Below are 12,518 nucleotides of genomic sequence, written 5' to 3' on the forward strand. Positions count from 1 at the left end.
GCGAAAGTCCTGTTCAGGCAGAGGGTCAGGCCTTCTACAGCCTCATCGGGTCGGCGCTATAGTTTCCGCTGGTAGAGCCGATGCGGCCGCTGGCCCAACGATGCGAATGCATCATCTGATGAAACTTTTCTCAGAACTACAGCATGGAGAGATGGACGTGGTTGGTGTGCACCGCCGCTGGGCCGCCACTCGCGCTGTAGGCGCGCCAGCCGGTGCTCGGCATCCAGATCTGCCGGTACCAGATCACGTACATCACACCGAGCGAGCTGGCGTTCTTCACGTAGTACGCGGCGAGACGGTCGCCGTAGGTCTTGTCGCCGCCGGTGGCCGCGACGTTCTCGAAACCGCCCGAGGCCGCGGAGTGGTCACAGGCCCGGCCTTTCGGGTGCTCACCGGAGGACCGCTCGCTGAAACAGACCGTGTACCGCTTGAAGCCCGCCGCCTGCGCCTGCTGGTAGGCGTGCAGGGTGCGCGGCGTGATGCACCCGTTCGAGGTCGGGTCCTTGATCGTGCACGACTCCTTCGGCCAGGAGCCGTCGGAGTTGCGGGGCGCCGGCTCGGCCGCGGGCGAGTTCGGGTCGATGAAGCCGCCGGCCGAGCCGCCACCGACCTCGGCCAGCGCGGTCTCGGCGTCCTTCTTCCGCTTGGCCATCACGTTGACCTGACGCTGCTGCTCCTTGACCTCGGCATCGAGCGCGATCTTGGCCTTCGACGCGGTCTCGATCTGCTGGCGATAGTCGGCGAGTGTCCCGCCGTCCATCTGGGCGAGCATGTCGAGGCTCTGCACCTTCTCGATGAAGTCGCTGGGGTTCGCGCTGTTCAGCAGCAGCCCGGCGGTGCTGACCCGGCCCATCTGGTAAGCCCGGTTGGCGACCTCGTTGACCTGCGCGGTCAGAGTCGACGAGTTCGTCTCGGCGTCCTTGAGCGCGGTGGTGAGCAGCTTCTGCCGCTTCTTGGAGTTGGCCAGCTTCGTCTTCGCCGAGTCGTAGCCCTTGGCCGCGGTCTCCAGTGCGGTGCGCAGCTTCTTCGTACCGCCCTCGGGGTCGGCAGCAAGGGCTGGCGAACCGGGCACGGCAAGGGCCACCGCGAAGACCGCGGCGAACAGCGCGAGCAGGGTTGCGAACCGGCGCGGGAGACTGGCCGCCACAGTTACCTCCAAGTCGTGAGCGCCGGTACTTTACCGTGTCTCAGCAGGGGAAAGGGAGATCGGTCAGGTAGCCGAATATCCACCGTCAACGAAGAGTGTCTGTCCGGTTACCGCCTGACCAGCATTACTAGCCAGGAAAACGACACAACCGGCAAAGTCGCCCGGTACGCCGTTGCGTCCGGTCATCGCGCGAGCCGCGTGCGCCGCCACTTTCGTGGGATCGGCGAAGACCGGCTCGGTCAGCGGCGTGTGCACCACCCCGGGGGCGATCGCGTTGCAGCAGACGCCGTGCGGACTCCATGCCTCGGCCTGCGATCGGGTGAGGCCGACCAGTCCGGCTTTGGCCGCACCGTAGGCGCCGCTGTTCCCGTAGGCGCGGAACGCCTGCTGCGAGACGACGTTGACGATCCGGCCCCAGCCACGGGCGGCCATCGCCGGGGCGAACGCCTGGCCCAGCAGGAACGGGGCGGTCAGGTTCGCGGCGAGCGTCTGATCCCACACGTCGTCGCTCAGCTCCGCGAGGGGCGGGCGCAGGTTGACGGCGGCCGAGTTGACCAGGACGTCAGGGGCGTCGTACCGCGCAATGATCTCTGCGGCGACGGCCTTGACGGCCTCGCGGTCGGCGAGATCCGCGGAGAACGCGTCCGCTTCCGCACCGTGACCGCGCAGTTCGGCCACCACTTCGGCCATCGGCGCTGCACGCCGGGCCACCAGCACGATCCGGGCTCCGGCCCGGCCCAGGGCCAGCGCCATGGCCCGCCCGATCCCGGAGCTACCGCCGGTCACCACCGCGGTCCGCCCGGCCAGCCCGAAAATCTCATCGAGATACGACGTCATGACCGCACCCTAGATCGACCGGCCCGCACCCGGAGACCCGACGGAAGGTCAGCCCGGAAGGCGAGCCCGAGAGGTGAGCCCTGCAGGTCAGCACGGCAGGTCAGCACGGCAGGTCAGGGGACGTAAGGTCAGGGAACGGCTGGTGTGCCGGACGGGAAGAGGGTGCCGTGGACTGTGTTCCAGATGTCCTCGTTGGCGGCGGCCAGCAGGCCCCGCTGATGGCCCGCGGGGCGATACTCCGAGCCGTCCAGGTGCCGGACGACCCCGCCGGCCTCACTGACGATCAGGGCTCCGGGAACGTGGTCCCACGGGAGGATCCGCCAGAACATCGCGAACTGCTGCTCGTCGGTGGCGACCGCCGGGTACTCGTACCCCGCGCAGTGCCGCCCGGTGTTGGAACCGCCCAGCCCGGTGGCCGTCGAGAGAACCTGTTCCCGAAGGTCGTCCGGGAAGTACTTGTGAGCGATCACGCCGTGCAGCGCCGCCGCGCCCGGATCATCGGTGCGGGTCTTCACCCGGACGCCGTTGCAGTATGTGCCCGAGCCGGTCTCGGCGACCGTCAGGTGGTCCGCGACCACGTCGAGGACCCAGGCCGCGGTGGCCACCCCGCCCCGGACCAGGGCGACCATCACACAGAACGGGGTCACCCCGGCGGCGAAGTTGTTGGTCCCGTCGACCGGGTCCACGATCCAGACCGCGCCGTCGCCACCGAGCCGGTCCAGGACGGCGGGGTCGGCGGCCACCGCCTCCTCACCGACGACGGTCGAGCCGGGCAGCAGTGCGGCGAGGCCGCGGGTCAGCGCCTTCTCGGACTCCTGGTCGGCGATGGTGACCAGGTCGCCGGGCGCTTTCTGGTGCACGTCGTCGGCGGACAGGTGCTGGAAACGCGGCAGCACGATGGTGTGCGCCACCTCGCGGACGAGTTCGGCTACCTGATCAAGGATCCGATCAGGCACGCGGCGGCAACTTCACGACGCTGACGAAGAATTCGTCGATCTGCCGGATGACCGTGATGAAGCGATCGAAGTCGACCGGCTTGGTGACGTAGGCGTTCGCGTGCAACTGGTAGCTGCGCAGGATGTCCTCGTCGGCGGACGAGGTGGTCAGCACGACGACCGGGATCCGGCCCAGTTCGTCGTCCTTCTTGATCTCGGCGAGCACCTCGCGGCCGTCCCGCCGGGGCAGGTTGAGGTCGAGCAGGATCAGGTCGGGACGGACGGCGTTCGCGTACTGACCCTCCCGCCGCAGGTAGGCGAGCGCCTCAGCACCGTCGGAGACGACGTTGAGCCGGTTGCGGACCTTGTGCTCCTCGAACGCTTCCTGCGTCATCAGCACGTCGCCGGGGTCGTCCTCGATGAGCAGCACCTCGATCGGGGTGCCGTTCTCTCGTTCCAGGCTCACATGCCCACCTTCTCTTCCTCGCCCGAAGACGAATCCGACCCCGCTGGCAAAGAATCCGCAGAGGAAGCGGACGAAGCGGGTGATGTGGATGAAGCTGATGAAGCGGGTAGAACAGGCGAAAGACCCGGCACCACCGGTAGCGTGAACCAGATCGAAGCGCCCTCCGCCACATCGACGTCCAGCCAGATCCGTCCGCCATGGTATTCGACGATCTTCTTGACGATGGCCAGGCCGATGCCGGTCCCGTCGTAGGCGTCCCGCGCGTGCAGCCGCTGGAAGATCACGAAGACCTTGTCCGCGAACTCGGCTTCGATCCCGATGCCGTTGTCCCGGACGTTGATCCGCCATTCGGAGCCGTCCAGTTCCGCGCTGATCCGGATCTGCGACGGCACGTCCGGGCGGTGGAACTTCAGCGAGTTACCGATCAGGTTGACGAAGAGCGTGCTGAGCAGCGGCTCCTCACCCTCCACGGTGGGCAGTCCGGTCCAGCTGATCTCGGCGTCCTCGCCACCGGCCCGGCCGGAGAGCTGCGATTTCACGTCGCTGAGCAGTTCATTCAGGTCGATGTCGGTGAATCCGGTGGTGAGCCGGCCGATGCGGGAGAAGGCGAGCAGGTCGTTGATGAGTCGCTGCATGCGCTGGGCGCCGTCGACGGCGAAGCCGATGTACTGGTCGGCGCGTTCGTCCATCTGCCCGGCGTAGCGGCGTTGCAGGAGCTGGCAGAAGCTGGCCACCTTACGCAGCGGCTCCTGCAGGTCGTGCGACGCGACGTAGGCGAATTGTTCCAGGTCACGGTTGGACCGGGTGAGTTCCTCGGCCTGGGTCCGCAGTTGCTGGTTGATCCATTCGACCTGCTGGCGGGCGTCGCTGACCTCGCTCAGTTCGCTGGCGATCTGCTGGCGCATCTGGTCGACGTCGTCGGCGAGCCCGATCAGGTCGGGTGAGCCGTACACGGTGCTGTCGATGTGCCGGGTGTAGTCACCGGCGGCGACCTGCCGCACCTGACCGGCGAGGTGCAGGATCGGCCGGCTGACGAGGCGATCCAGCAGGATCAGCAGAAGCACGCCGGTGATCAGGATGATCACCGCGGCGGCGACCTCGATCGCCACCATGGTCTGGCTGCTGTCCCGGGCGGCCTGGGCCGAACTCGCCCGCAACACCGAGATCCGGTCCTGCATGACGCTGACGGCGCCGCGCAGTGCGTCGAAGTCGCGGGTGTCGGAGGCTTCGACGCGCTGCTGGGCGGCTTGTGTGCCCTCGGTGCGGACGGTTTCCAGGAGTGGTTCGGCGACGTTGGCCCGCCAGGTCGCGGCGCGGGCTACGACGGTGTCGAGGGCGGCGCGGATCTCGTCGTCCTCGGGGCCGAGGAGGCGCTGGATCCGGGCGACCTGATCGGTCTCCGCCGCGAGGCCCCGCAGGTACGGCTCGAGGGTGCGATCCTGTCCGGTGATGGCGTACCCGCGGACGCCGGTCTCCTGGTTGACCAGGGCGGTGCTGAGGGTCTCGCCGGCGGCCCGCATCGGGCTGGCCCGGTCGAGGACGTTGTCGATCTGCCGGTTGTTGGCGGCGGCGGTGAGCGCGGCGACGACACCGAGCCCGCCGAGGATGATTCCGGTGGCCGCGCAGAGCGCGAAGATCCGGACGCGCAGGGTCCAGTGCCGGACGCTGATCCTCACCGGCCACCACCTCGGGAGATCAACAGCATCGCCACGTCGTCGGCGAGGGGGCCCCCGTTGTCCCGGTCGGCTCGGGCCACCAGCCATTCCGGGAGTTCCGGGAGGGGGCGGCTGCGGGCGTCCGGCTCGTCGAGCAGTTTGCAGAGCCCGTCCACGTCGAGTCGTTCGTCGCCGGCACCGGTGCGCCCTTCGATGAGTCCGTCGGTGTACATCAACAGAGACCAGTCGTCACCGGAGAACTCCAGTTCGGTGGCGGGGGTCGGAGTGGGTCGTACCCCGAGGACGATCCCGGTACGCACGGCCACCGGCGCGGCTTTCCCACCGGAGAGGACGACGGGCGGCGGGTGCCCGGCGACCCGGACGGTCGCCCGGTTTCCCGGCAGGTCGATGACCGCGGAGGCGACGGTGGCGAAGACCTCCCGGGCCCGGCGTTCGGTCATCAGCACCTGTTCCAGCGCTTTCAGCACCTGGTCCTCGGGCACGCCGGCCAGGATGAGTGCCCGCCACGCGACCCGTAGTTCGACACCGAGGGCCGCTTCGTCGACCCCGTGACCGCAGACGTCACCGACGATCACGTGCAGTTTGTCGGCGCCGACCTGGACCACATCGTAGAAGTCGCCGCCGAGCAGGCCCATGGCCCGCCCCGAGCGGTAGAACGGCTGGACCTCGATGCCGAAGTCGTCGCTCTTGAGCGGTTTCGGCAGCAGACCGCGTTCCAGGCGGGCCGATTCGGCCTGGAGCAGTTCGACCTCACGCAGCAGCCGGGCGTTCTCGTCGGCGCGTTTACGCTCGACCGCGTATCGCAGCGAACGGATCAGCAGGACCCCGTCGACCTGCCCCTTGACCAGGTAGTCCTGGGCGCCCTCGGCAACCGCCTGGACGCCGAGGTGCTCGTCGGAGCGGCCGGTCAGCACACAGACCGCGGCGCCGCCGGCGACGGCCAGGAGTTTACGAAGCCCGTCGATGCCCTCGGCGTCGGGCAGCCCGAGGTCGAGCAGGACGCATTCGACGCCGGTCAGCATCTCCCGGGCCTGGCGCAGGCTGGTGGCGACGTTCAGCTCGAACGGCGCCTCGGCCTCGCTCAACAGCTCGCGCACGAGGAAGGCGTCGCCCTCGTCGTCCTCGACCAGGAGGATGCGCAGCCGTTCCATCTGTGACGGCGCGTACCTGCGAGGTGCGAGGGACCGCTCAGTCATTCCGATTCCCCACTCGACGCAGAAGTGACCCGCTAGACGCAGAAGTGACCCGCAAATCGTGTACCACGCGGCCCGGCTGCACAACTTCGGTAGTCACGGGGAGTCGTCACTCTTGGCCGCGACTCGGCGCGCGTGCTCGGCGATCACTTGCCCAAGGATGCCGTGCAGTTGCCCGCAGTCCTCGCAGTGCAGGTTCTCATCGATGTGGCGACTCCCACAGTTGGCGCAGTTCCCCCGATCCTCGGGGTCGCGATAGGACTCGATCGCTCGGCACAGGGCTCGGATGACGTGATCGCTGAGTGTGAAGACGTCCTCGCCGAGCGCGGTGCGCACGCCGAGGACGGCGACGGGGTCGGCGTCCGGATGTGGGTTGTAGGGGGCCACCCGGTCGATGAACTCGGCGATGACGGCTGCTGGGTCTAGCGGCTTAGTCACGCGGACAACGCTATTGCACGCGCGAATGGATCTACGGGCTACCCGCCAGGCGTACCCGGACGATTAGATGTCCCCATGCGTGCCTCAGTCCCCCTCCGATCCGCGGCCGTCGTTCTGGCCGTTCTCGCCCTGGCCGGGTTCGCGGCGATCCGTTCGGCGCAGCCACCCGCGGCGCGCACCGATTCGGCACCGGCGACCGAGTTCAGCGCTTCAAGAGCATTTGCCACGGTACGCACCATCTCGTCCACACCACACCCGGCTGGCAGTGTCGCCAACGACACGGTCCGGGACTACCTGTTGACGACCCTGCGCGGGCTCGGTCTCTCCCCCGAGGTCCAGGACACCGTGTCGGTGCAGGGCGCCGGCCTGTCGTCATCGGCGGGTGGCACCGGGTTCGCCCGGGTCCGCAACGTGGTCACGGTGATCCCGGGCACCGCGTCGACCGGGCGGGTGTTCCTGGTCGCGCACTATGACTCGGCACAGATCGCCCCGGGCGCGAACGATGACGGCGCGGGCACCGCCACGATCCTGGAGGCGGCCCGGGCGCTGACCGCCGGGGAACGGCCCCGCAACGACGTGGTGCTGGTGCTCACCGACGCCGAGGAGGCCTGTCTCTGCGGGGCCAAGGCCTTCGTCGACCAGCACCCGCTGGCCCGCGACGGGGGCGTGGTGCTCAATCTGGAGGCACGCGGCAGCAGCGGTCCGGCGATCATGTTCGAGACGACCGACGGCAACCGGGAACTGGTCGAGACGTACGCGAAGACGCCGTACCCGGTCGGTACGTCCTTCGCGGTGGAGATCTACCGGCTGCTGCCGAACGACACCGACTTCACCCCGTTCCGGGAACAGCCGCGGTTCCGGGGCCTGAACACCGCCTACATCGACGGGGCCGCGATCTATCACGCGCCGACCGACCGGCCGGAGGCGATGAACCAGGACAGCCTCCAGCACCACGGTTCCAACGCGCTCGCCCTGATCCGCGAGTTCGGCGACGAGGATCTGGGCGCGAGCACGAACGTGGGGGACGCGACCTACTTCCCGGCGCCGGGGCTGCTGGTCCGCTACCCGGGCGAACTGGTGTGGCCGCTGGCCGTACTCGCCCTGGTCCTGGCACTGGCGCTGGCCTGGACGGTCGGCCGGCGGTCCTTCGCCGCGATCCCGCTGACCCTGATCCCGATCGTCGTGGCCCCGCTGCTCGGGCAGGGGTTGTGGATGATGCTGGTGGCGATCCGTCCGGGGTACGGCGGTCTACCGATCGACCCGTACCGTCCGATGTGGTATCGATTGGCAGTTATCGCCCTGGTCGCCCTGACCATCCTGGTCTGGTACGCCCTGCTCCGCCGCCGTGTCACGCCGGCCGCCCTGGCCGCCGGTGGTCTGTTCTGGCTGGCGGTCCTCGGTGTGGTGCTTGCCGCCTTACTCCCGGGCGGTTCCTACCTAGCGGCTCTGCCGGCGCTGGCCGGTTCGATCGCCGCCCTGGTCGCGGCCCGGCTGCGGTCCTGGCCGGCGCTGGCCGTGCTGACCGCCGGCGCCCTGGTCCCGATCGTCGTCCTGCTGCCGGCCGTGTTGTTGCTCTTCCCCGCGCTGGGCATGCCGATGGCCGGGGTGGGCGCGTTCCTGACCGTGTTGCTCGGCCTCGCGCTGCTCCCGATGATCGAGCGGCTGCATCCGGCGGTCCAGGGGGCACGGGGCATGAAGACGCTGCGGGCCAGGCGGCAGGGAGCGCTGCCCGCCCTGGTCGCGACGGGGGCGGTGCTCGCGTGCACGGCGACCGGCCTGATCGTGGACACCTTCGACGACGAGCACCCGTCGCTCACCCACCTGATGTACGCGCTGGACGCCGACAACGGCACGGCCCGCTGGCTGAGCGAGGAGACCGAGCCGCAGGAGTGGACCGCCCGGCACGTCTCCGACGCACCGGCCGTGGTCGCCGACACTCTGCCCGCGTTCGGCGCGGAGCTACTGCGCAGTGGCCCGGCACCGGCCGCGACCCTGCCGGCCCCGGCCCTGACCCTGGTGTCGGAGACCCGCACCGGCGACCAGCGCACCATGAAACTGCTGCTGGACCCGCAGCGGACGGCCCGTTTCACCACGCTGCACGTGGCCACCGCGACACCGGTCACCGCGGCCACGATCGGCGGCCGGCCGGCCGAGATCGAACCGGTCACCGGCGGGAAGTGGGGCTTCGGGTTCGCCTTCCACGCGCCGCCGGAGACCGGTGTCGAGATCGAGCTGACGGTCCGGTCCACCGGCCCGGTCACCTTCCGGGTCATGGACGGCAGCGACGACCTGCCCACGGTCCCGGGTTTCCAGCCTCGCCCGGCCGGGGTCGGCGTCCTCGGTTCACACAGCAGCGAGCTGGTGGCGGTCGCCAAGACCTACACCCTGTGAGGAGTACGCCGGGTTACCGGCCCCGTCCGCGCTTGCCGGTGGGCGCGTTGTGACGGAAGTGGACGAAGAGACGGCCCCAGTTGTCGCCGTCCTTCTCCACCCGGTGATAGAGCTGCTTGATCTCTTTCTGCTCGAGGAAGCGGATGACCTTCTTCTTCAGGGCCCCGCTGCCCTTCCCCGGGATGATCTCGACGAGGGGAGCCTTCTTCTGGATCGCCTCGTCGATGATCCCGCGGAGGGCGCGGTCGATCTCTTGACCCCGGTTGAAGATGTCGTGCAGGTCCAGCTTCAGCTTCACGATCGTGACCCTACGCCGCGGTGGACTTCCCGAGCCACGTCTCGACCCGGCGCACGGCCTCCTGGTAGTCGGCCTGCGTCTTCATCGCGGCAGCCAGCCGCAGGTGCGGCAGCGCCTCCCGGAAACGGCCGGCCCGCTCCAGGGTCCGGCCGAGCACATGATGCGAGTAGTGGTCGGAGGGGTCCTGCTCGACCAGCACGCGCAGTTGCTCCTCCGCCCCGCTGAGTTGGGCGGAGTTGAAGTAGGCCCGCGCCAGCAACTGGCGGACCGCGGCGTTGTGCGGCTCGGCCTCGACTATCGGCTCCAGGAGCCGGGCGGCGCCGAGCGGGTCGCCGGATTCGAAGAAGAAGGTGGCCCTGCGGTAGTCCTCGAGAAGATCCACTGCACGCTCCTCACGCTCTTTGCCCAACGCTCGCACAACAACGCCCCGACATCGAGTGTTCCCCCGATACGAGGTTGTCAACAAGCCGGTTGAGCAGCAGCGGGAGGCCGCCGTTTCGTCACGATAAAACTAGTATGTAAATGTTGATCCATAATTTAACGTCGCCGGATTCTCAAGCACCGGAACCGGCGTGCCGAAACGAAAATGCCGGTGCGACATTGGGGCAACCTGTGCACCGGTCGTGACGTGTCTGTGCTCAACACACAGGTGGCACACAGCAAACGGAAAGCCGGCGCAGAGCGTGGGTCAGCACAGTGGGGGCATGACGATGGCGAACACCGATCCGAGCACCGAACTCCGGCGTCCCGACGGGACCCCGGTCCGGGTGCTCGTCGTGGATGACGAACCGACGCTGGCCGAGCTGCTGTCGATGGCTCTGCGCTACGAGGGCTGGGACGTCCGCAGCGCCGGTGACGGCATGACCGCGGTGCGCACCGCGCGCGACTTCCGGCCGGACGCCGTCGTCCTGGACATGATGCTGCCCGACATCGACGGGCTCGAGGTGCTGCGCCGCCTGCGCGGGGAGTCGCCCGAGGTGCCGGTGCTGTTCCTCACCGCCAAGGACTCGGTCGAGGACCGGATCACCGGCTTGACCGCCGGCGGCGACGACTACGTGACCAAGCCGTTCAGCCTGGAAGAGGTGGTGGCCCGGCTGCGCGGGCTGATGCGTCGGATGGGGCACGCCCCGATGCGCACCGAGTCGCAGCTCGTCGTCGGTGACCTCACCCTGGACGAGGACTCGCACGAGGTGCGCCGGGCCGGTGACCTGATCACGCTGACCGCCACCGAGTTCGAGCTGCTGCGCTACCTGATGCGCAACCCGCGCCGGGTGCTGAGCAAGCCGCAGATCCTGGACCGGGTGTGGAACTACGACTTCGGTGGGCAGGCGAACGTGGTCGAGCTCTACATCTCGTACCTGCGCAAGAAGATCGACGCCGGTCGCGCGCCGATGATCCACACCATGCGCGGCGCCGGTTACGTGCTGAAGCCGGCCGACTGACCGATGAGTTCCGCCGCCCCGAAAGCCCGCCGCACCCGCTGGATCGATCCCGCGGGCTGGCCGCTGCGCACCCGCATCGTCACCACCATGATCGCGCTGCTGGCCGTGCTGGGCCTGGTCGTCGGCGGCACCGCCGAGCTCTATCTCTACAACTCGCTGCACAAGCAGGTCGACACCGAGGTCGAGGAACTGAGCCGGCGGATCGGTTCCAAGCCGCCGGGAAAGGGCGCATTCGACAAACACGACGGCCAGCAGGATGACGGCCTCGTCTCCACGAAGAGCACCGACAACCTCCCCGGTGGTATTCCCCGGGACGCGCTGGTCCTCCAGCAACTGACGGACGGTTCACTCGACGGCGGTGTGCTCCAGTTCCTGGACACCAGCCCCGACCCCCAGGTTCAGGCCCTGACCGCCGCGGCGCAGACGACCGTGATCGCCGAAGTCCCGGCGGATGGCAGGAGGGTCGACGTCTCGGTCGGTGACGGACTTCCCCAGTACCGGATGAAGAAGGTCACCAAGGACGGCAATGTCTACTACATCGGGATCTCCCTGGAGGAGTCGAACGGCACTCTTCTGCAGGTCGCCCTCTTCACCGGCTGCGTCATCCTCGGATCGCTGATCATCGCGGGCTGGGGTGGGGCGCTCATCGTCCGCCGTACCCTCCTGCCTCTGGATCGGGTCGCGGCGACCGCGACCCGCGTCTCCGAACTGCGCCTGGACCGTGGCGAGGTGCAGCTCGCGCAGCGAGTGCCCGAGCAGGACACCGACCCCCGCACCGAGGTCGGCCAGGTCGGCGCCGCCCTGAACCGGATGCTCGACCACGTCGGCAACGCGCTGGAGGCGCGGCACGCGAGCGAGATGCAGGTCCGCCAGTTCGTCGCGGACGCCAGCCACGAGTTGCGCACCCCGCTGGCCGCGATCCGTGGTTACGCCGAGTTGAGCCGCCGCAGCCGCAAGCCGGTCCCGGACGAGATCGCGCACGTGCTGACCCGGGTCGAGTCCGAGGCGAAACGGATGACCGCCCTGGTCGAGGACCTGTTGCTGCTGGCCCGTCTGGACGCCGGCCGCCCGCTGGCCCAGGATCCGGTCGACCTGACCATGCTGGCCGTCGACGCGGCGAGCGACGCGCACGCGGCCGGCCCCCGGCACTACTGGCAGCTGGATCTGCCGGAGGAGCCGGTCACGGTGATCGGCGACGGTGCCCGCCTGCATCAGGTGGTGGCGAACCTGCTGGCCAACGCCCGCACGCACACGCCGGAGGGTTCGACCGTGACGGTCAAGGTCGGCGCGGTGCCGAACGCCGCCGTGGTCCAGGTGATCGACAACGGCCCGGGTATCCAGCAGGACCTGGTGCCGCGCATCTTCGAACGGTTCGCCCGTGGTGACAGTTCCCGGTCGCGGGCGGCCGGCAGCACCGGTCTGGGCCTGTCGATCGTGCACGCCGTGGTCACCTCGCACCGTGGCAAGGTGGGTGTGCAGAGCCGTCCCGGGCAGACCATCTTCACCGTCATGCTGCCGCTCGGCCCTCCGCCGGTCGTCCCAACAGCTGAACAACGGCCGCAGATGCTGCATCCGGCCCGGTGATGTGGCTATGCTGGCGGGCATGTCTCGGATGTGGTCCTTCTATTGGTTTACGAGGCCGGCTCAAGCCGGTGACTCGGCCATGACCGCATGACCTGAGACACCCGCCAGAGC

At 68.8% G+C, this 12,518-nt stretch carries 12 protein-coding genes; 3 read left to right on the forward strand and 9 right to left on the reverse strand.

Annotated elements, in window-relative coordinates:
* Nucleotides 1-136 precede the first annotated feature (136 nt).
* The 7 genes from BLU81_RS30710 to BLU81_RS30740 all read right to left on the reverse strand — a co-directional run bounded on the left by BLU81_RS30710 (nucleotide 137) and on the right by BLU81_RS30740 (nucleotide 6,692).
* Entirely contained in the window at nucleotides 137-1,147 is a 1,011-nt protein-coding gene (locus BLU81_RS30710; RefSeq protein WP_092549015.1) for a coiled-coil domain-containing protein, read from the reverse strand.
* A 63-nt stretch (nucleotides 1,148-1,210) separates the two neighbouring features.
* Nucleotides 1,211-1,984, reverse strand: a complete 774-nt coding sequence (locus BLU81_RS30715) for an SDR family NAD(P)-dependent oxidoreductase (RefSeq protein ID WP_092549018.1) — start codon at nucleotides 1,982-1,984, stop codon at nucleotides 1,211-1,213.
* Between the two features lie 128 nt (nucleotides 1,985-2,112).
* Nucleotides 2,113-2,940, reverse strand: coding sequence for an inositol monophosphatase family protein (locus tag BLU81_RS30720; RefSeq protein WP_231953593.1), 828 nt, complete (start codon nucleotides 2,938-2,940; stop codon nucleotides 2,113-2,115).
* On the reverse strand, nucleotides 2,933-3,385 hold the full coding sequence (locus BLU81_RS30725; RefSeq protein WP_092549021.1) for a response regulator: 453 nt from the start codon (nucleotides 3,383-3,385) through the stop codon (nucleotides 2,933-2,935). The genes BLU81_RS30720 and BLU81_RS30725 overlap by 8 nt, the downstream gene beginning before the upstream one ends.
* Nucleotides 3,382-5,061: a sensor histidine kinase gene (locus BLU81_RS30730; RefSeq protein ID WP_307833806.1), complete on the reverse strand. Its 1,680-nt coding sequence runs from the start codon at nucleotides 5,059-5,061 to the stop codon at nucleotides 3,382-3,384. Before BLU81_RS30730 ends, BLU81_RS30725 begins: the two co-directional genes overlap by 4 nt.
* The gene (locus BLU81_RS30735) at nucleotides 5,058-6,257 is read right to left on the reverse strand and encodes a PP2C family protein-serine/threonine phosphatase (protein WP_092549027.1); all 1,200 of its coding nucleotides are present in this window, start codon (nucleotides 6,255-6,257) and stop codon (nucleotides 5,058-5,060) included. Before BLU81_RS30735 ends, BLU81_RS30730 begins: the two co-directional genes overlap by 4 nt.
* A 93-nt stretch (nucleotides 6,258-6,350) precedes the next feature.
* Complete coding sequence (locus tag BLU81_RS30740) at nucleotides 6,351-6,692, reverse strand: hypothetical protein (RefSeq protein ID WP_092549030.1); 342 nt, start codon at nucleotides 6,690-6,692, stop codon at nucleotides 6,351-6,353.
* A 75-nt stretch (nucleotides 6,693-6,767) separates the two neighbouring features.
* Here BLU81_RS30740 and BLU81_RS30745 point away from each other — a divergent pair, with 75 nt between their 5' ends.
* Nucleotides 6,768-9,083, forward strand: a complete 2,316-nt coding sequence (locus BLU81_RS30745; RefSeq protein WP_092549033.1) for a M28 family peptidase — start codon at nucleotides 6,768-6,770, stop codon at nucleotides 9,081-9,083.
* Between the two features lie 13 nt (nucleotides 9,084-9,096).
* Here BLU81_RS30745 and BLU81_RS30750 read toward each other — a convergent pair whose 3' ends face one another.
* Both BLU81_RS30750 and BLU81_RS30755 read right to left on the reverse strand, forming a co-directional pair.
* The gene (locus BLU81_RS30750) at nucleotides 9,097-9,381 is read right to left on the reverse strand and encodes a Smr/MutS family protein (RefSeq protein ID WP_092549036.1); all 285 of its coding nucleotides are present in this window, start codon (nucleotides 9,379-9,381) and stop codon (nucleotides 9,097-9,099) included.
* 10 nt (nucleotides 9,382-9,391) lie between these two features.
* Nucleotides 9,392-9,763, reverse strand: coding sequence for a tetratricopeptide repeat protein (locus BLU81_RS30755; protein WP_092549039.1), 372 nt, complete (start codon nucleotides 9,761-9,763; stop codon nucleotides 9,392-9,394).
* Nucleotides 9,764-10,085: 322 nt separating this feature from the next.
* Here BLU81_RS30755 and BLU81_RS30760 point away from each other — a divergent pair, with 322 nt between their 5' ends.
* Nucleotides 10,086-10,823, forward strand: coding sequence for a response regulator transcription factor (locus tag BLU81_RS30760; RefSeq protein WP_092549042.1), 738 nt, complete (start codon nucleotides 10,086-10,088; stop codon nucleotides 10,821-10,823).
* A gap of 3 nt (nucleotides 10,824-10,826) precedes the next feature.
* Nucleotides 10,827-12,407 carry a sensor histidine kinase gene (locus tag BLU81_RS30765; protein WP_092549045.1) on the forward strand — a complete coding sequence of 527 codons (1,581 nt, stop codon included), beginning with the start codon at nucleotides 10,827-10,829 and terminating at the stop codon, nucleotides 12,405-12,407.
* Nucleotides 12,408-12,518: the final 111 nt, after the last annotated feature.

It is taken from the genome of Actinoplanes derwentensis (genome assembly GCF_900104725.1).
Lineage (GTDB): Bacteria > Actinomycetota > Actinomycetes > Mycobacteriales > Micromonosporaceae > Actinoplanes > Actinoplanes derwentensis.